We start from the raw sequence: 19,922 nt of genomic DNA, 5'->3' as shown, positions 1-19,922 counted from the left end.
CCGTGCGTTAGCAACCAGCCTTCGGAGTGACGCCGTCCGCCGGAAGGCTACCGCCGATCACGTCCTTCACCGCCATGATGACCTCGGACGGCGTCATGCAGGAGGTGTCGATCACCACCGCCCCGTAACGGCGCCTTGCTTCGGCGATCAGCATGGCATCCATCTGCAGGAACGTCTCCGGTGCGGAGATCACCGCCAGATCGTCATCGGCGATCTCCTCGGGAGCGTCCCGTCGCCGCATCTCCAGTCGCGCACGGCGAGCCGCGAGGCCGGCCGTGAGCACAACGCAGCAGGCGAATCGCGGGTGCGCCGGATCGTCCAGCAGACCGGCGAAGGCCTGCGCCATGCCCTCCTCGCCCCGGGCCGCGTAGTGGCAGTAGGAGCGCAACCCGATGGTGGACTCCTGGATAGTCGGACGGCCAGGTGGCGCATAGTGCTTCAGGTCCATCGCCAGCGCTGCGACGAACAGATGGCCGAGGTAGGCTCCCGGGAGGGCGCCTTCCCGGCGAAGTCGGTCCGCTACCACGTAAACCGGGTTACTGTCGGTCAGCGCGTTACGGCGCAGGTTGAGCCGAGGAGCGTACTCGGCCACGAGGGTGCGGCAGGTCGAGGTCTTGCCCGCGAGGTCGAGCCCCTCGATAAGGATGGTGTTGTTCATGTCGATGCCCTCCTCTTACACCTTCACCTTCACCTTCACCTTCACCTTCACCCAGCCGCAGCTGCCGCGCCGCGAGCGCCGGACGTGGCTTTCGTAGGCGGCCGACATGACCGACGCGCTGAGCATGTGATCCGATAGGTCGGAGGTGAGGTCCTCGCGATCGATGCGCCCTTCGACGAAGTCCACGAACTCCTTCAGCGCGGCCATCTTCACCTGCTCGGACTGAAGACGGGTGCGGTCGAACTCACCGAGCTCGGACGCGTCCACAACCTCGACCCGACGACCTGAGCCCAGCAGCTTCTCGTCGCGCACGGTCACGATCTGCAGGTGGTTGCACTGCCCGATCGAGCTGCCCTTGGTGCCGGGAACATCGTGCTTGTCCTCGGCCTGGATGGTCTCAATGCGGATGGACTGGAACGGACCGCTATCGATGCGCCAAAATTCGCGCTTCAACCTCCCGTTCTCCTTATACAGATTGCCCCCGGGCTGGAGCCAGGAGCGCGCCGAGACCGTGTTGTGCTGGAGGTCGATCCTGGCGACGCCCTGCCGCTCATGGTGCTGCATCAGCTCGATGGTGATGAAGGCATCCACCTCCCCGAGCCGGTGGGCGACCTGGGCGAGTTCTGCGTCGGTGTAGGGGGCGTAAGCGTTGTACTCGTCCCCGAACATCTCCACGTATCGGTCTCGGGGCATGTGCTGCAGCAGGGCGCTCGGCTGGACGAAGCTGGAGTGGACCTGCAGGTGAGTCGGCTTGGTGCGTGCCGTCCACCCTGCCGCCAGCAGGTAGAGGATCATGTCGATCTCGTGGTACCCGCTGTGGCTCACCTTGCCGTTGCCGTGGCGGTAGCCGTGGTACCCGATGTCGAGCCACTCTGCCGGCAGGCGGAACTGGCCATCGCCATGTGCGGCGGCGATGTGCGAGATCGGATGACCGGTGAGACGCCGCACCTCTTCCACCTTCTGCCGGACATAGCGAAATGCCGGGTGCCAGCGGCGCTGAGCATTGACCAGAACTGCGACCCGGCCCTTGCGCCTCGCCTCGCCGTAACGCTTGACCAGATCCACAACATCGTGGCGGATCCCGCGGGCGGCACGAAGGCTAGACACGGCGTCAACCCTGGAGGAGACCGGCTTGTCCAACAACACCGAGAACCCGCGCCGGAGCGCCCAGTCGGCATAGGCGAAGTGGGCCTCCGGCGGGGTGGCGACGATGACGGCATTGATCCGATGCTGCTCGGCGAGCCGGTTCAGGACGAACTCTGTTCGGGCATCGAGTGCATCGGCGCAAACCGGCGAGATGAAGGCGGTCGCGTCGGGCTGCTTCTCCGAATACTTCTCCAGTCGGGCGAGGACAGCCTCGCGAGCCGCATCGAGTTCGACCAGGACGCAGAGACGAACGTCGCGCCCAGTAGCGCAAAGCTCAGCAATGTGCTGAAGGTAGGTCCGCTCTGCGTGCGGCCCAAAGCCCGCCAGCATGATGCGAACCTGAATGGGTTGGGAGAGGTAGGTCGCCTCGAGAAGTTGGGCTCGCAGCGGGGGGGAACTGATCTTCGTGACGGTGTTCATGATGTTCAGGCCTCTGTAACGACAGCCGATCGCTGCCGTCGACCGATCCTGAGAATCGCTTGTGCACCGGAAATGCTTCGTTGCTCGCCCCGATGCCGTTGCAACGCACCAATTGCCGCCCTGAATGAATCTGAATGAATCGTAATGATCTGCGACGCGCTATCTCGCTACAGCGCCCGTTGTGGACGTCGCGTCAGAGCCTCTGGACCGTTGTGGCTGGTAGGGACAACATGGTGCCCCACCCCATCCAGCCCGCGGCGGCACGATGTTGCGGGAAGCGACCGTTCGACCCCAGGAGCACTGCCTCCGCCAGTTCCCATACGAGCCGCACTCTCCGCCTGACCAGGCGCCGTGCTGAGTGGCAGGTTTCCTGGGGTTTTCGGGGCAGACCTGTTGACTGGCCCGGCGCGGAGAGGCCCGAAAATCGGTCTTCGGAGGCCAGTTCTCTCCGGACCTCCTGACTTTGCCCGTTTAGTACGGAATGCAAAAAGCTAGGTAAAAAGCAGGTTTTGGCGCGGTCGGCACTTGCCCTGGCTCGAACTTCACTTACCCGAAATCCGTACTTCGAGAGCGAACACTTTGGTACGGAACCCTCAGCGAGGCGGAAACCTGGCTTGTAGTGGTTCGACGGTCCACTCAATTAAACGCGCGAAAACGGTTTTGGCATCGTACACAGCCTTTCGCCTCAGTGGCTTTCCGTCAATTAACGCGCGATAATCTAATTGAGATGGCAACCTTCGAAGATATCAAAGCCGGGGCGCGGCTTCGCGGCCTGGACGCCGCGGGCGTGGCCGAGATCATCCAGGTCACCCGGTTTGGGCCGGATGCGCTCAACCTCGTCTTCCGCGTGAGCGGACGCGTCGGGGAGCGGCTCGTCTATCGCGGTGAGGAAACCGGTTTCAAGTTCCTCGAAGCCGGACGGACGTATGCCTTCGACGCTGATGGCGGGCTGCTGCGTCTTGCCTCTGAGGCTTACAGGCTGCGGCTCGCCCATCTCTTCGATCCGTACCTCGCGGTCAGCGCATCCCAGATCGAGGCGCTCCCCCATCAGATCACCGCCGTCTATGGGGAAATGTTGCCCCGGCAGCCCCTGCGCTTCCTGCTGGCCGACGACCCCGGCGCCGGCAAGACGGTCATGGCCGGGCTGCTCATCAAGGAGCTGCTGATACGCGGCGATCTCGAACGTTGCCTGATTGTCGCTCCGGGCAGCTTGGTCGAGCAGTGGCAGGAGGAAATGTCGGAGAAATTCGGCCTGGCGTTTGACCTCCTGTCCCGCGACCAGATCGAGAACTCCGTCAGCGGCAATCCATTCGCCGACCGCAACCGCCTGATCGTTCGCCTCGACATGGCCGCCCGCTCGGACGACCTGAAGGCCAAGCTCCAGGCGGCACCCGAGTGGGATCTGGTCATCTGTGACGAGGCCCACCGTATGGCGGCCTCGTACTTCGGTGGTGAGGTGAAGGAGACTCAGCGACACAAGCTGGGGAAGCTCCTGGGCGGCCGAGCGCGCAACTTCCTCCTGATGTCCGCCACGCCGCATAACGGCAAGGAAGCCGACTTCCAGCTGTTCATGGGGCTGCTTGACGCCGACCGATTCGAGGGCCGGTTCCGCGAGGGCGTCCATAAGGCTGACGTTTCGGACATGATGCGCCGCCTGACGAAGGAGGAACTGTATCGCTTCGACGGTACCCCCCTTTTCCCTGAGCGCCGCGCCTACACGGCCAGCTACGAGCTCTCACCGGCTGAGGCCGACCTGTACCAAGCGGTCACCACCTACGTCCGCGAGGAGATGAATCGCGCCGATCGCTCGGGCGACGGCAAGCGGCAGAACAGCGTGGGCTTTGCCCTCCAAATCCTGCAGCGCCGCCTTGCATCGTCTCCGGCCGCCATCCACCGATCCCTCGAACGACGCCGCAAGCGGCTTGAGGAGCGACTGCGGGAGGAGAAGCTCCAGCGCCAGACCGGCGCCGCCCCCCTCACGCGTGCCCTCGCGTTGCCGAGCTTCGACGCAGACGACCTCGACGATGCCCCCGGCGAAGAGGCAGAGGCGATCGAGGAGCAGATCGCCGACCAAGCCACTGCCGCGGCGACCTTGGCCGAGCTGGAGGCCGAGATCCTCATCCTGAAGGACCTCGAGGCCCGTGCGCTCCAACTGAAGCTCTCCGGCAAGGACGCGAAGTGGCGTGAGCTCGAGTCTATCCTCGACGACCCCATCATGTTCGACCAGGCCACTGGCCTGCGCCGCAAAATCCTGATCTTCACCGAGCCAAAGGACACCCTGGAATACCTCCAGCAGAAGATCGCGGCCCGCGTCGGCGACCCGGCTTCGGTGGTCGTCATCCATGGCGGCATCGCGCGGGAGGCGCGTCGCGCAGCCATCGCCGCCTTCAACTCCGACCCGCTCGTCCGGGTGATGATTGCGAACGACGCTGCTGGAGAGGGCGTGAACCTCCAGCGCGGCGCCCACCTCATGGTCAACTACGACCTGCCCTGGAACCCGAACCGGCTGGAGCAGCGGTTCGGTCGTATCCACCGCATCGGCCAGACCGAAGTCTGCCACCTGTGGAACCTCTGCGCGACCAACACGCGGGAGGGCGAGGTCTATCAGCGCCTTCTGGAGAAGCTGGAGCAGGCCCGAGCTGCCCTGGGCGGCAAGGTTTATGACGTGCTGGGCGAACTCTTCGAAGGCCAGGCGCTGCGAGACCTGCTGGTGGACGCCATCCGCTATGGCGACGCGCCCGAGACTAAGGCTCGCCTGTTCCAGAAGGTGGATGACGCCGTGGATGTTGGCGCCATCGAGCGCCTTGTGGCCGAGCGCAAGCTCACCTCCGAGGGCATGGACCCGAACGCCGTCGCCGCCATCCGCGAGGAGATGGAGCGCGCCCAGGCTCGCAGACTGCAACCACACTTCATCGGCGCCTTCTTCCGCGAGGCCTTCCAGCTGCTGGGCGGCCGCATCGCCGAGCGCGAGAAGGGTCGCTTCGAGATCCTGCGGGTTCCGCCATCGCTGAAGCACTGGGATAGGCTGATCTGCCGCGGCGACCCCGTGCTCGATCGATATGCCCGCGTTACCTTCGACAAGGCGCTGATCGTCGGCAAGCCGCAGGCCGAACTCCTGGCCCCGGGGCACCCCCTGCTCGATTCGGCGCTCGACATGGTGCTGGTGCGCTTTCAGCCGCTGCTCCAGCAAGGTGGTGTGTTGGTGGACGACGGCGATGAGGGCCTCGCCCCACGGCTGCTCGTCTATCTGGAACACGCCATCCGGGATGGCCGCGTCGCCAAGTCGGGCGAGCCGCGTGTCATCTCGCAGCGGTTGCAATTCATCCATCTGCGGGAGGATGGCAGCGCCGCGGATGGCGGGCCGGCTCCCTACCTCGACTGCCGGCCCATCACGGCGGAGGAGCGCGAATTGGTCGCCGACGCGATTATCGCGCCCTGGCTGTCGGGTCGTGTCGAGCAGCAGGCGCTCGGCCACGCCATTGCGAAGCTGGTGCCCGAGCACCTGGCAGAGGTGAAGCGCCGCCGGATCGCGGAGATCGACAAGGTGGAGCGGGAGGTTCGGGCCCGCCTCACGCGCGAGATCAATTACTGGGATGCCCGCGCGGCTCGACTGCGCGAAGAAGAGCGCGCCGGCAAGGAGCAGCGCATCAACGCCAGCAACGCGGAGGCCACGGCACAGCGCCTGGTCGAGCGGCTGCACAAGCGCCAGGAGGAACTGGCGCGCGAGCGGCAGATTACCGCCCTACCGCCGGTGATGAAGGGCGCCGCGCTGGTCATCCCGAATGGGCTGCTGCTGGCACGAAGCAAGCCTGCCGACGCACGCGTGCTCCCCGGCTTCGCCGAAGATGCGACGTCACGCGCGGAGGTGGAACGCCTGGCGATGGAAGCCGTCATGGCTGCGGAGCTGTCGCTTGGCCATGAGCCGCGGGATGTCTCGGCCGAGAAGAAGGGATGGGACATCGAGAGCCGCAATGCGAAAGCGGGCGCCTTACGCTTCATCGAGGTGAAGGGCCGGCATGTCGATGGCGACGTGATCATGCTGACGAAGAACGAACTGCTGGCCTCGCTGAACAGCCCGGATGCCTTCATCCTCGCGATTGTGCAGGTGGAAGCCGGCTTCGCGCGGGAGCCTGCCTACGTGCGCCGGTTCTTCCAACGCGAACTCGGCTTCGCCGAGACTGCAGTCGCCTTCAACATCAGAGATCTGCTGACGCTTGGGGCGCAACCCTCATGATTGGGCAAAGGATTGCATGAGACAAAAGCTCGAAGCGCTCGCCACGTTGATCGCCGATTTTCGAGAAGGCGAAATTCCGCGGCCCGATGCCGACCATGTGGGACGGTGGATAGGTCAGTTCGAAGCCGTAGAACGCGAGCCACTGCTGGACGAACTTTGCCACGTATGGTCGCAGCTCTATTTCAGCCGCCAGCGAGCTCGAGATTTCATCCGCGGCGTCATAAAGAACGATGATCTCGTAGGAAATGACCCCGCCGGATACTGGTCGGCCGCGAACTTGCTTGACATCCAAAAAAATGGCAGCAGTCAACGCGATATGCTCGAACTGTTTTGGGAGGAGCTTCAGGCAGCAACTGGTCTTCCTCGGGGTGCAACTGGCGGCGGCGCGGATTACATCTATGTCGATGACGCCCTGTTCACAGGTGGAAGAATCCAGACCGATTTGAGGGATTGGCTTCAATATGCGCCGGATCGAGCGCGAGTACGCATTGTCGTCCCCGCGTACCACAAGTTTGGTAAATACAAGACGCGGGAATGGTTGCAGGCTGAAGCGCGACGGCTGAACAAGGATATCACCTTTGAATTTTGGAGCGCCTTCGGTATCGAAAATCGAAATCGGTACAGTAGGGATTCTGGGGTTTTGTGGCCGACGCGGCTTCCGCGCGAGGCGACGGGATACGATCAAGGAAGGTTCCCTTTGCAGCTTCGAGAACCCGGAGGCGCCAGCACCTTCTACTCATCCGAGGTTCGGCGCGATGTGCTCGAACAGGCCTTCGTAAAGGCGGGATTGAAGATTCGCTCATTTTCCGCGAACCCTAAGCCAGTTCTCCGCCCGCTCGGATTCGGCCCGTTTGCCATGGGTTTTGGCTCGCTATTTCTCTCCTGGCGCAACTGCCCGAACAACGCCCCACTGGCGCTTTGGTGGGGCGGCAAGGCAAATCCGCCTTGGCACCCATTCAACAAGTGGCATCCCCTGGTGCCCAGGAAGACGTATGGCAACGACGGCGACCTCTGAAGCATTGAACGGAGGGCGGCTCCGAACCTACGACCGCGCAACCTCGATTGTCTTTCTCAAGACCAAGGAAGCGTTTGGCGGCCTCTCCAACATGGCGGGCGGCTATCCGCTGCGCGTGAATGGCGTCCGCATCCTCACCTCCGAGGCGCTGTACCAGGTCTGTCGCTTTCCGCATCTGCCGCATGTGCAGAAACTGATCATCGAGCAGAACAGCCCGATGACGGCGAAGATGAAGGGCAAGCCGTACCGCTCGGACTCCCGGCCAGATTGGGATGCCGTGCGCGTCAAGATCATGCGGTGGTGCCTGCGCGCCAAGCTGATCCAGAATTTCGCCGAGTTCTCCCGCTTGCTGCGCGCGACCCGCGACCGCCCGATTGTCGAGGAATCGCGTAAGGATGATTTCTGGGGTGCGAAGCCGATCGAGCCGGAGGTGCTCGTCGGCCAGAACGTGCTCGGGCGCCTGCTGATGGAACTGCGCGAGGAACTCAGCGACGGGGACCGCTGGCCCGCGCAGGAACTGCCGCCGCTCGATCTCCCGGAGTTTCTCCTGCTCGGCGGACCGATCGAGCCGATTCGCGGGAACAGCGCCGACGTGGCAGCACCTCGGCCAACGCCAAGTGCCGTGCCGGCTACCCCTGAGCCGAAGCCCGGCCTCTTCGACCTTCCGAAAGATCGCATGGCCCCCTCTCTGCCCCGCAAGAAGCTCATCGAAGTCTCCATCCCGCTGGAGGCCATCAACGTCGCCTCGGCGCGGGAGAAATCTATCCGGCATGGGCATCCCTCGACGCTGCACCTGTGGTGGGCGCGGCGGCCCTTGGCGGCGTGCCGGGCGGTGCTGTTCTCGCAGCTGGTGGACGACCCCTCCGCCTGGCCGGATCGGTTTCCGTCACCGGAGGACGTGGAGAGGGAGCGGAACCGGCTGCACAAGCTGATCGGCGGCACGAAGGAGGCAGACTACAAAGACGGCCTGGTCGCCTGGGAAAGCTCAAACAACGAAGCGGTGCTGAACGCCGCTCGATGGGAAATCGCACGCAGCGTGGCCTGGGGCCGCGACGAAGAGCCGCCGCCGCCGGAGGACGGCGAGGCCATCCTGGCCTACCTCCAGGCTAAGGCGCCGCCCGTCTATGACCCCTTCTCGGGCGGTGGCTCCATCCCACTGGAGGCGCAGCGGCTCGGGCTGCGCTCCTATGGCAGCGACCTGAATCCGGTGGCGGTGCTGATCGGCAAGGCGCTGGTAGAGATCCCGCCAATGTTCGCCGGCTTGCCGCCGGTGAACCCGGCATCCCGCGAGGAGCGCGCGCGCGGTGGGCGCTGGCAGGGGCGCGGCGCGCAGGGGCTTGCCGAGGATCTATGTCACTACGGCGCCTGGATGCGGGAGGAGGCTGCGCGGCGCATCGGCCATCTCTATCCCGAGGCGACGCTGCCGGATGGCAGCAAGGGAACCGTCATCGCTTGGCTTTGGGCGCGCACCGTGCGTAGCCCGGATCCGGCCGCGAAGGGGGCTATGGTGCCGCTGGTCTCGTCTTTCCTGCTCTCGACCAAGGCGGGAAACAAAGCCTGGGTGGAGCCGCTGATTGACGCATCTGCGCCGGATGGTTGGCGCTTTGCCGTACGGAACGGGACACTGACGAAGGCGGAGGAGGAACGCCTCAAGAAGGGGACAAAGACGGGGCGAGGAACGCACTTCACCTGCGTTCTCACTGGAGCGGCGATCGCCCCTGATCACGCTCGCCAGGAAGGGGATGCCGGGCGAATGGGTGCCCGGCTGATGGCCATTGTCGCCGAGGGGGCGCGCGAGCGCGTGTATCTCTCGCCGACCGACGTGCACGAACGCGTGGCAGCGTCGGCGGAACCTGCCGACATCACGGGCCTCGACGTTGAGATGCCGGCCAATCCACGCTGGTTCGCTCCGCCGGGATATGGCTTCAAAACCTTCGTCTCCCTCTTCACCCCGCGCCAACTGGTAGCTTTGACCACGTTCTCCGATCTGGTGACCGAGGCACGGGAAATGGCGTTGGCCGATGCGCGCGCTGCCGGCCTGCTCGACGACTTCACCCCCCTCTCGGAGTCCGGCACCGGCGTCACTGCCTATGCCGATGCCGTGGCGACGTATCTGGCGCTCATCGTCAGCCGCCTTGCTGATCGCTGCTCAAGCCTTTGTTCTTGGGACATTCGAGACGGACAGGGCCGCAAACCCGGCATCAGGAATGTCTTCTCGCGTCAAGCGATTGCGATGACCTGGGATTTCGCTGAGGCTTACCCGCTGTCAGATATCGCGGCGAGCCTCGATAGCAGCATTGGCCGGATTTTTGACGTCCTGCAGCGCACTCCAATTGCCGGGTCGGCATCGATGGGTTTGATCGATGCGTCAAAGAATTCGTTTCCGGTTCGCCCTATCGTCGTGTCCACTGACCCACCCTACTATGACAATATCGGTTACGCCGACCTTTCTGATTTTTTCTACGTTTGGGTCCGCCGCTCGCTGTCTGGCACTTGGCCTGACCTTTTCCGGCGCTTGAACACGCCGAAAGAGCGAGAACTCGTCGCTACGCCTTATCGCCATGGCGGCAAGGACGCAGCCGAAGCCTTCTTCATGCGGGGCATGGGTGAGGCACTGACCGCGATGCGCAAGGCGGCCGTCGACGATGCCCCGCTCACGATATACTACGCCTTCAAGCAGGCCGAAGCGGCGGAAGGCGGCGTGACCTCTGCTGGCTGGGCCTCGTTCCTCCAGGCCGTCGTGGATGCAGGCTTGGCTGTCGATGGCACGTGGCCGGTTCGCACCGAACTTGCCAACCGCATGATCGGCAGCGGCACGAATGCGCTTGCCTCCTCCATCGTTCTCGTCTGCCGCAAGCGCGCGGTCGACGCAGGCACCGTAACCAGAGCCGACTTTGTTCGCGCGCTCAAACGCGAACTGCCCGACGCCATCGCCACCATTCGCAGGGCCGGCGTCGGCCCCGTGGACATGCAGCAATCTGTCATTGGCCCCGGCATGGGCGTTTTCACCCGCTTCGCAAAGGTGCTGGAGGATGACGACAGCGCCATGCCGGTGAAGACCGCGCTCTCCCTCATCAACCGTGTCTGGGACGAGATCGAGAATGAATTGACCGAAGCCTTCGACGCGCCAACACAGGTCGCGCTGGCCTGGTTCGCCACCTACGGCTTCGACGCCCGTCCCTCGGGCGAGTTGATCACGCTCGCCAACGCGAAGAACATCCCGCTCGCCACGTTGTTCAGCTCCGGCGTCTTCCAGGATCTCCGCGGAAAGGCAGGCCTTGTCGCGCGCGCCGACCTCCCGGATGGCTGGTCGCCTGCCACCGACAAGGCGGCGACAGTCTGGGAATGCGTGCAGCACACCATCCGCGTGCTGAACGCGGAGGATGGCGGCGCCGAGGCCGCGGCCGCGTTCGTGGCGCAGATGGGGCAGCGGGCGGAGGATGCGCGCGCGCTGGCCTACCGCCTGTTCGAGATCGCGACCCAGAAGGGGTGGGCGTCGGAGGCGCTGATCTACAACGCTCTCGCGCAGGAGTGGCCCCGGCTGGCGGAGATGGCGCCTGCCGTCATCGCACGCGGCCCTGCCGCCGCCGCGCAAGCCTCATTGTTCTGACCGGCCGGGGGGAGAGTCGTATGTCGGCAGAAAAAGAAACGCTGCGTCGGGTCCAGGATGGCATCTTCCATCTGCAGCGCGGCTTGGTGCCTTTCGTCGAAGGCTGGATGCGCAAGTCGCATGGCGAGCAGTGGCTGGCCTACGCCAGCCGAGCAAGCGGCAGCGGCAACGGCGCGCTGGATGCCTATGGCTTGCTCAAGACCATGATCGATCGCTGGCGCGAGGTATTCGAGGCCGCCTTCGCCCAGAAGGACCGCCACAGCGCCCGGAACTTCGTCTCCATGGCGCTGGAGGCGCGCAACGCCGTTTCCCACCTCACGCTGCCACTCCAGGATGACGAGGCCCTGCGCTACCTGGATGCCATGTGGGCGCTGCTGCGCCTGACCAAGGCGCCTGCGGTGGAAGTCACTGCGCTGAAGGCACTGTATGACGCGCAGCGGAACTCGGGTGCGGGGCGAGCCCTTCCGCCAGCCGAGGCGCCGCCTGCGCCGCCGCAGCTGACCCTCTCGCCAACCGATGGGCCGGCGCGGGCGCTCAAACCGTGGACCGAAGTCGCGCTGCCGCATCCGGACGTCATCGCAAACCGCTTCAAGGAAGCCGAGTTCGCCGCCGACCTCTTCGCGGTGGATAGCGGCAATGTCGCGGTGGGCGATGCCTACGCGACCCCACAGGACTTCTTCGGCATCACCTTCCTCACCGAAGGCCTGAAGCGCGTCCTCGAGGCGGCGCTCCTGCGGCTGGCAGGACGCGGCGGCGATCCTGTGATCGGGCTGCAGACGTCCTTCGGCGGCGGCAAGACGCACACCATGTTGGCGCTGTTCCACCTCGCTGCGCATCTGCGCGCCGGCGGTGACCCGCGCACGCTGCCGGGGCTGGCGCCGCTGGTCGAGAAGATCGGCGTCACGACCTGGCCGAAGCCTGAATTCGCGGTGTTCGTCGGCTCCTCGAAGGGAGCGGACACCTCGCTCACGCTGAAGAATGCGCCGGTGGTGCGGACGCTGTGGGGATACATCGCCTGGCGGCTCGGCGGTGAGCTTGGCCTTGAACTGGTGAAGGAGGCCGAGGCGGCGCGTACCAGCCCGGGCTCGGAACTGATGGTGGAGCTGTTCCGCCTGGTCGGCCCGAGCGTCATCCTGCTCGACGAGCTGACCATGTTCGCGCGCCAGCTCGACGACGATCGGTTCGAAGCCTTCCTCTCCTTCATCCAGTCGCTGACCGAGGCCGCCAAGATGGTGCCCGGCGTGCTCATCGTCGGGTCACTGCCCGAGAGCATTGCTGAAGCTGGCGGTGCCCGCGGCGCAGCGGCCCTGCTACGCCTGGAAAAGGTGTTTGGGCGGGTTCAATCGGCATGGCTCCCGGCGACGGGGGACGAGACCTACGAAATCATTCGCCGCCGCCTGTTCCAGCCCCTGGACGCGGAGGGCGAGAAGGCCCGTACGGAGACGGTGAAGGCGTTCCACGACCTGTACCGGAAGAACCCTGCCGAGTTCCCACCCGAGGCGCGGGAGGCGCGCACCCTCGACCTGATGACCCTGTCCTATCCGATCCATCCGGAGGTGCTCGACCGGCTCTCGAAGGACTGGGCCAGCCTGGAGAAATTCCAGCGGACCCGTGGCGTGCTGCGCTTCATGGCGAATGTGGTCGGCGTGCTATGGCACATGCAGTCGCGCGACCCGCTGATCACACCGGCGCGGATCCCGCTCTCGCATGAACGCATCCGCGCCAGCGTCCTGTATCCGCTCAATCCGGCGTTCGCCTCCGTGGTCGATCGAGAGGTGGATGGCGAAGGCGCGTTGCCGGCGCGGATGGAGGCCAACCCGACGCGGCGCATCTCCCAGTCTCGCGCTGCCACGCGTGCGGCACGCGCGGTGTTCCTCTGCTCGGCGCCGCTGGTGGGGCAACCGAATGCCGGGCTGACCGGGCAGGGTTTGCGGCTGGCCTGCGCGGAGCCAGGTGACCAGCTGGCGATCTTCGGAGAGGCGCTGCGCGAACTGACTGAGCGGGCGACATATCTCTACGAGGAAGCAGGCCGCTACTGGTTCTCGACCCAACCCACCCTGAACCGGGTCGCCGATGAACGCGCGAAGGCGCTGCCGGAGCACGAGGTGGACGCTGAGATTGTCCAGACCCTGCAGAGCGATGCTGGCTTGAAGGGTGGCTTCCATCGTGTTTATGCGGCGCCCGATGATCCGGTGACGATTGACGAGGCGCAGTCGCTCTCGCTGGTGATCCTCGGGCCGAAGACGCCGCATGCGGGGAAAGGCGTGGGGCAGACCCTGGCGGCCGATGCTGTCGCCGAGACACTGACACGCTGCCGCGCATCGCAGCGGCGATTCCGCAATACGCTGGTGTTCGTGGCTCCGGACGAGCTGCAACTTGCCGCCGCTCGCGAAGTGACGCGGCGTGCCATGGCTTGGGCTTCGATCGTGAAGGACGCCCAGCTGCGCAGGGAGATGACCCAGGGCCAGGCCGACGACGCTGCCGAGAAGACCAAGACGAACACTGAGGGCGCACGAAAGGCGGTACGCGGGGCATGGAGCCACATCTTCTACCCGGTCCGCAGCGACATTGCCGGCAAGCCCTTCGACCTCGAGCATAGCCTGATCTCTGCGCGTGACCGCGCCGCGATTCCCGTGGTCGTCTATGACAAGGGCAAGGCCGATGGCGTGCTGCAGGAGCGGTTGGGCGCCGAGCGACTCTGGATCGCGCTGAAGCCGATCTGGCCGGAGGATCGGCCTCACCTTCCACTTACCGAGATCGCCGATTGGTTCGCGTCGTACGTCTACCTCCCGCGACTGAGGGATCGGGTCGTGTTGGAGACCACGATCCGGGACGCGGTGGCGAAGCTCGATCCCGAGTTCGGCTATGCCGACAGCTTCGACGAGACAAGAGGCCGGTATCGGAACCTAGTATGGGCCAAGAACCCGCCCGAGCTACCACCCGCGACCGCGGTGCTGGTGCGTGCCACAGAAGCGCGAGCGCAGTCCGCCGACAGGCCAAAGGCGCCACCGGAACAGCCGGGCGGCGGGCCGGAGCCCGTTGCACCAGGCGGACTCCCGAATGGCAGCACGGATCCTCGCGATCCTCCAGTCACGCCCGCCGCGCCGCGGAAGCCTCGTCGGTTCTACGGGTCGGTCGAGATCGACATGGTGCGCCCGATGAAGTCGTTCGACGCGATCTTAAATGCGGTGGTCATGGAGCTTCAGCGGACGAACGGAGCGAAGATCAAGCTGACCCTGGAGATCGAGGGTGAGGCACCCGAGGGCTTCGCCGAAGGTGAGGTCGGCGTCGTTCGGGACAACGCGAAGCAGCTGAAGTTCAAGCCTGAGTCGACTGGGTTCGAGGAGTAGAGGCTCGGTTTCCAGTGGCACAGCGCGACATGCCCCAATTCCTTTCCTGGCTCTCGAAATTCTTTCGACGCTCAGCAAACCAGAAGCGGGCGGTGAGTCGGCAGGAACCTATCGTCGCCCATGCCGCGCCCGTCTCGGCGCAGGCATCAACTCCGCACACTGCCGGCATAGAAGCGGGGCACGCTGAGACTCTCACACCGGCTGCGCCCGCCGCAGTCGCCGAGACGCCGCAGCAGCAGGTCCGTCAACTGATCAAGCAGGCGCTCGAAGCACCTACACCAGATCAGTTCATCGACTTCATCGTGTTCACAAAGAGCTTCCGCCGCATGGGGGTCTGGAACGCCAGGATGGCGTACATTCAGCGTCCTGGTGCTTCAGTGATTGCGACGGAAGTCGAATGGACATCTGTTGGTCGCCACGTGCTTCCTGATGCGGTGCCGATCATCATCTTATGGCCGTTCTCGCCCATCAGGTACGTTTACGAGGACGCAGATACCGGTCCGCCAGTGGATCGAGCGGCGATAGGAGATCCCTTCGCGGCCACAGGGGTATTTGCTCCAGGAATGCTGAATCGGCTTGTGCGCGAGCTGGACAAGCATAAAACGTTCAAGGTGAAGGTGGAGTTTCGTCGCCAAGGCTTCAGCTACGCTGGCTCGGGCTGCGGCACAATCCATCCTACCAGGATTGTCTGGGGGGAGCCTTGGACCAGTCGATCAGGGCAAGATTGGGGATTTTGCATCGGCGAATTCGGAGGTCTCCGCATTGCCGATCGGCGATGTGCCCGTCTATCGCGTCACGCTGAATGATCGCCTCGACGAGAAGGAAAGGTTTGTGACGCTTGCACATGAGCTGGGCCACATTTTCTGTGGTCATCTCGGACCTTGCAGGTCTCGATCCGCGGAAGGAGACGAGGATGACAGCGAGGCAGGCTGGATCGACCGCCGTCATATTTCTAGGGGCGTGCGTGAAGTAGAGGCTGAGGCTGCCGCATTCCTGATTGCCTCCCGGGCTGGGCTCGTCACTGGCTCTGCCTCTTATCTGAAAGGGTATCTCGAGCGGGTGAACATCGACGACGTCGACCTTGATGTGATCGTGCGCGCGGCTTCATGGATCGAACGGATCGGAAAGATTAGCTATGGCAAAATGGCATTCAAACCCACGTCGAAGTCATGATTCTTTACTTGATCGCCCGCTGCCACTCCCACTCAACCGGAAACGGCTCCATCAGCCCCGGCAGCGTGATCCCCTCCGCTTGCCGCCCGTCCAGGATGGCCTCAACGAGGTCCACCGCCAGCAGCGTTAGGCGGAGCAATCGCGGGACGTAGGATGAGTTGATCTTCTCCGCCGCCGCCAGCTCGTTGATTGTCGCGTACCGCCCGGCCTCCATTATCCGCCGCCACCGGAATGCTCGGGCCGGTGCCTTGACCAGTGTGGTGTCCGCAGCCGAGGCTGTGCGGTTCGCGGTACTGGCCGGCGTCAGCACCAGCTTCCGCCCGCGCCATCCCATAATCACATCAGCCCCGCGTCGCGGAACCCTTTTCCAACTCAGCGCTGCGCTGACAGACTCTAGTCCGGTAGTCAGCCGGCCGCTGCGTTGGGCCTGGAGTCCGTCGGCGCCCGCTCCGTCGCGATCCTCGCAACCTGCGCAGCGGCGGCCGGCATCATCGCCACCACCGCCCGGCGCAACAGGTCCTCCGTCGCGTCAACGATGAAAGCTCCGTAGTGGCTTTCGATCATGGCGACGCTCGTGTCATGCACCGCGCCCACGAGCCGGACCGGCAAGCCCGCGCGCAGCCCGCGCACGATGGAGGAATGGCGGAGGCAGTAGGGCACGAGGTCATCGGGCAGGCCCGCCGCTGCGACTGTCGCACGCCATGCCCGCGCCATTTCCGAAGGCGTCCGCCACGGCCGGCGATCCTCGCGCACCCAACGCGGCAGCCGGCCGGCCGGCTTGTCGCCGGGTTCCTGCCGGTGGTGCCAGCGCAGCAACAGCGCCTCATGCCCCGGACGGCCAGTCGCCAGCGGCCGGAGGCGCGCAACCACGTCATCGGGCAGCGGCACCGCCACATGCGATTGCGCCTTGCTTCCGCGGCCCTTGCGCGAGACCGGAACCATGAGGCGGCGCTGGTCCGCCTGGAAATCGGCCACGGTCGCCCGGGCAACCTGATCCATGCGGGCGCCCGTCGCCGCCATCACCAGCACGAGCAAGCCGAAGTCGTCATCCTGCGCCGCGGCGGCTTCCACGATCTTGCGCACGTCGGCATCGGGCAGCACCTGCTTGGCACGCGGCCGGCTGGCGCCTTCGGGGCGGCTGCACCCGGCGGTGATGGTGGTGAGCACGTCGGCAGGCAGTTTCGACTTGGCGGCGGCGGCACGCAGCGCGGCGCGAAGGTCATTCAGCACCCGGGCGAGCGTCGCGGCGGACAACGGCGCGGTGCCCGGCTTGGATGCCCTGCCGCCGCGCTGTAACCTGGTCCGCCACTGTTCAAGGTCCGCCTCCGTCAGATTGGTCAGCAGCACATCGGCAAGCGGTGCCGACAGGACGTGATGCGTCAACCGGGTCGCTGTGTCCGCCCCGGCCTTGGCGTCGCGGGTGCGGCGGCTCGCGATGTAGGTCTCGACCGCTTTGCGCACGGTGGGGGCAGCCTCCGCGGTCAGGGCGGCCCGTTCTGCATTCGCCTGAGCATCAGCCCACTTCGCCGCGGCCTTGCTGGCCTGGTCAAAAGTCAGGATGCTGGCGCCGTCCGCCGGGCTATGGGCGAAGTCATCCGCCTGGCCCAAGGCGGCCGTCTCGTACCGCTGATCCCCGACGTAGCGGCGCGCGCTCCATGTGCCGGACCGGCCCGCCGCGGAGCGGTAGTAGCCGAGGTGCAGCCCCTCCCGCACGAGCCGGAAGTAGGGCTTGGCCCGAGCCTTGAGGCCCATCCGCGCCGTCCGGTTGTTCAGGCTGACTTCGCGGACCTTGCGGGGCATGGGGCAACCTCTCCAACACTTCTCCAATATGCCATTGGAGACGTCCGGGGATCAAGCGGGATGAAAGCGAGGCAGCGCCTCACGTTTCCTGCGTCCTGGTGCATCCCCAGACATCGCGTTATGTCCCTTTCAAGGCTGTAACACGGGTTCGAATCCCGTACGGGGCATACCCTGCCATCCGAATGCTGCGCCTGCGGCTTCGCTCGGCAGCCGACAAGCTTCGGCACGCGGAAACGCGCCCGCGCCTGGGAGCCCCGCCCATCGCGCCTGCGATGCAGATGAATCCGTAGCATGTCGATACTTTTCCGCAACGGTATACGTCGGATATAACGCCTGGGTTGCCGAGCGGTCGCGGATCGTTGGTCTTTGTGCAAGAACAGCGTGGCGAGACGGCACGAAGGCCAAGCTGGCGCCGGTGATGAAGGCCTTCGTCATGATCCCGGGTGGCGCCGCCGAGGATCCTCGCTCCTCCCGCCTGATGGCGTCACAGGCAGGCGCTGGGTTCCGAGAGTTGCGCGGTCAGCCGGTTGATCAATTCGCGCATCTGCACCGGCTTCTGGATGTGGTCGCTGGCCCCCTGGGCACGGCTTCGCTGCCCGGCGCGCCGGTCCGCCTCGCCGCTCAGAATCAGGATGGGGATCGTCACGCCGTTGAGGCGCAGGCGCTGGCAGAAATCGCCGCCATGGCCATCCGGCAGGTGCTGGTCGAGCAGCATCGCATCGAAGGCTTCCCCCCGCAGCCCGAGCTTGGCGTCCGCTTCCGCGATGCTTGCCGCGCCGGTGGCGCAGAGATCGGCGTCGGAGTCGATGACATCCACCAACAGGCCGCGCAGGATCGGATCATCCTCGACCACAAGAATTCGCGCCGCGGTTGTCAATCTCGTATCCTGCTACTGGAGATTGCAGGATACCCCGATAAGCTGGATTGCAACGCAACGAACTTTCCCGCAGCGTTCACGAACGTTGGCGCGTCTGCGGCAAGTGCGCCGGACACGGGCCGCCGCGCGGTCAGACGCACGCGGCGTCCGCCTGGACGCCGCTCAGAGTCTGGAAGTGATTGAATCCTGAGCGAGCAATGCGGTCAGCGTTTTCCGACTGACCGCATACCGGTCTAGCGCCCGGCCCGGATGATCAGGCCGATGGAGGTTGCGACAAACCCGTCGATGCTCAATCGCAGGTGTGGCGGCAGGGACGTAGCCCGCGGGAAGACCTCCGCCAGCCCATAGGGCGGCAGGTCGACATAGCCATCGAGAATTCCGGTCCCGGGCGAGAAATCCAATGGCAGCACCTCGTGCCCCGCCGCCTCAAGGCGACGGGCGACCTCCTCGATGTCGCGCTGGCGGAACAACACCGTCGGCCAGTTGTCGAGCGTCACGTCGTTCGAGCCGGCGTTGTATTCCGTGGTGTGCACGGCGATGCCGCCGGGGCGGAGGCAGGCCATGGCCTGCTCGATGAAGCGCAGCCCGGCTTCGATCGAGCCCAGGTGCTCCAGCGAACAGGTCGACCACACCACGTCGAACCGTCCGGCGAAATCCGTCGGGATCGAGGTCATGTCGACTTCGCGGAACGCGCAGCGTTCATGGAACAACGCGTCGGGGATGATGCCGGGGCGCCGCAGCGGGGCGAGTTCGGCGGCATTCTGCTGCGTCTCCCGCCAGACCTGGGCCCGCGGATCCTGGGAGGACAGGTCGGTGGCCAGCACGCGCATGCCGCGAGAGGCGAGCACCGCGGGGATCGGCTCCTGCCCCACCGCGAAGCCAAGCGCCTCCACACCCTCGCGCATCGCCCCGCCTTCCCAGAGCGCCTGCAGCACGAAGCCGGTTTCCCAGACCTTGCGATGGTACATCGGCTGGATCTGCGCCTGGCCGAGCCAGTATCGCAGCCAGGGGCTTTCGATATCGGCCTGCCGGCACAGCCGTCCGCCGAGCCCCGTGCGCGTCGGCGTACCCGGCAGGTCGCGCATCGGCGCCGCCTGCCACAGCCGCTCCGCCTGTTCCGTGCCGAGCACCTTCACGTTGCTGATCAGGTTCGGGATCTCGCGGATTGCCAGGTGCGCCGGATCAAGGTTCGGCGTGCCGCGCGTCAAAGTCCGGCGCACCATGCCCTCGGCGACCGCATGGACCGCCCTCGGCAGCAGGTCCTGCTCCATGCGCGCTTCCAGCGCCTGGGCGCGGCGCTCGGTCTCGGCCCGCAGGCCGTCAAGCTCGGCACGAAGGGTTGCCACGTCCTGTCGCAGCGAAGCGATCCTCCGCGCCCGTCCGCGCAGCCGCCGGAACAGGTCCATCAACGCCGAGTTCGCCGGATCATGAAGTCGCCAAGGTTAGCATCCGCCTTCGCATCCGCCGCAATATCGCATCGTTCCCCCCGCGCCTCAATGAGGGCGGTCGAGCTCGGTCCAGAAGCCGCTCTCCCTGGCCGATTCGCTCCACAGGCCCAGGGTCGCCGGATTTCGCGCGACGGTCCAGGACGCTTCAGCGGGAGATGAGCATCACCGCACAAGCCGAGGTCCGGCGCCGC

12 protein-coding genes are annotated in these 19,922 nt (G+C 65.3%); 6 read left to right on the top strand and 6 right to left on the bottom strand.

Going from position 1 to position 19,922, the window contains the following annotated elements; translation table 11 throughout:
• Nucleotides 1–7: 7 nt before the first annotated feature.
• Complete coding sequence (locus tag ACFHPP_RS26190) at nt 8–658, bottom strand: hypothetical protein (RefSeq protein WP_437166190.1); 651 nt, start codon at nt 656–658, stop codon at nt 8–10.
• Nucleotides 659–673: 15 nt separating this feature from the next.
• A complete protein-coding gene (locus ACFHPP_RS26185; RefSeq protein ID WP_437166189.1) occupies nt 674–2,224 on the bottom strand; it encodes a Gfo/Idh/MocA family protein in 1,551 nt (516 codons plus the stop codon).
• Nucleotides 2,225–2,951: 727 nt separating this feature from the next.
• On the opposite strand from ACFHPP_RS26185, the gene ACFHPP_RS26180 reads away from it, so the two are divergent.
• The 6 genes from ACFHPP_RS26180 to ACFHPP_RS26155 are packed head-to-tail and all read left to right on the top strand — an operon-like array spanning nt 2,952 to nt 15,606.
• The gene (locus tag ACFHPP_RS26180; RefSeq protein ID WP_437166188.1) at nt 2,952–6,458 is read left to right on the top strand and encodes a helicase-related protein; all 3,507 of its coding nucleotides are present in this window, start codon (nt 2,952–2,954) and stop codon (nt 6,456–6,458) included.
• 16 nt (nt 6,459–6,474) lie between these two features.
• Nucleotides 6,475–7,473 (top strand): phosphoribosyltransferase-like protein, encoded by a 999-nt coding sequence (locus ACFHPP_RS26175; protein WP_437166187.1) that lies wholly within the window; start codon nt 6,475–6,477, stop codon nt 7,471–7,473.
• Nucleotides 7,451–11,083, top strand: a complete 3,633-nt coding sequence (locus ACFHPP_RS26170; protein ID WP_437166186.1) for a DUF1156 domain-containing protein — start codon at nt 7,451–7,453, stop codon at nt 11,081–11,083. Before ACFHPP_RS26175 ends, ACFHPP_RS26170 begins: the two co-directional genes overlap by 23 nt.
• A gap of 20 nt (nt 11,084–11,103) precedes the next feature.
• Nucleotides 11,104–14,433 carry a DUF499 domain-containing protein gene (locus tag ACFHPP_RS26165; protein ID WP_437166185.1) on the top strand — a complete coding sequence of 1,110 codons (3,330 nt, stop codon included), beginning with the start codon at nt 11,104–11,106 and terminating at the stop codon, nt 14,431–14,433.
• A 29-nt stretch (nt 14,434–14,462) separates the two neighbouring features.
• On the top strand, nt 14,463–15,239 hold the full coding sequence (locus tag ACFHPP_RS26160) for a hypothetical protein (RefSeq protein ID WP_437166184.1): 777 nt from the start codon (nt 14,463–14,465) through the stop codon (nt 15,237–15,239).
• Complete coding sequence (locus ACFHPP_RS26155; RefSeq protein WP_437166183.1) at nt 15,196–15,606, top strand: ImmA/IrrE family metallo-endopeptidase; 411 nt, start codon at nt 15,196–15,198, stop codon at nt 15,604–15,606. The genes ACFHPP_RS26160 and ACFHPP_RS26155 overlap by 44 nt, the downstream gene beginning before the upstream one ends.
• A gap of 4 nt (nt 15,607–15,610) precedes the next feature.
• Here ACFHPP_RS26155 and ACFHPP_RS26150 read toward each other — a convergent pair whose 3' ends face one another.
• The 4 genes from ACFHPP_RS26150 to ACFHPP_RS26135 all read right to left on the bottom strand — a co-directional run bounded on the left by ACFHPP_RS26150 (nt 15,611) and on the right by ACFHPP_RS26135 (nt 19,629).
• Nucleotides 15,611–15,916 carry a hypothetical protein gene (locus ACFHPP_RS26150; protein WP_437166182.1) on the bottom strand — a complete coding sequence of 102 codons (306 nt, stop codon included), beginning with the start codon at nt 15,914–15,916 and terminating at the stop codon, nt 15,611–15,613.
• Between the two features lie 95 nt (nt 15,917–16,011).
• Nucleotides 16,012–17,406 carry a tyrosine-type recombinase/integrase gene (locus ACFHPP_RS26145; protein ID WP_437166181.1) on the bottom strand — a complete coding sequence of 465 codons (1,395 nt, stop codon included), beginning with the start codon at nt 17,404–17,406 and terminating at the stop codon, nt 16,012–16,014.
• 484 nt (nt 17,407–17,890) lie between these two features.
• The gene (locus ACFHPP_RS26140) at nt 17,891–18,283 is read right to left on the bottom strand and encodes a response regulator transcription factor (RefSeq protein ID WP_437166180.1); all 393 of its coding nucleotides are present in this window, start codon (nt 18,281–18,283) and stop codon (nt 17,891–17,893) included.
• Nucleotides 18,284–18,516: 233 nt separating this feature from the next.
• Nucleotides 18,517–19,629, bottom strand: a complete 1,113-nt coding sequence (locus ACFHPP_RS26135) for a class I SAM-dependent methyltransferase (protein ID WP_437166179.1) — start codon at nt 19,627–19,629, stop codon at nt 18,517–18,519.
• Between the last annotated feature and the right edge of the window lie 293 nt (nt 19,630–19,922).

The organism is Falsiroseomonas sp. E2-1-a20 (genome assembly GCF_051433195.1).
Classification (GTDB): Bacteria; Pseudomonadota; Alphaproteobacteria; order Acetobacterales; family Acetobacteraceae; genus Falsiroseomonas.
This window is presented reverse-complemented; position numbering and strand designations above follow the sequence as displayed.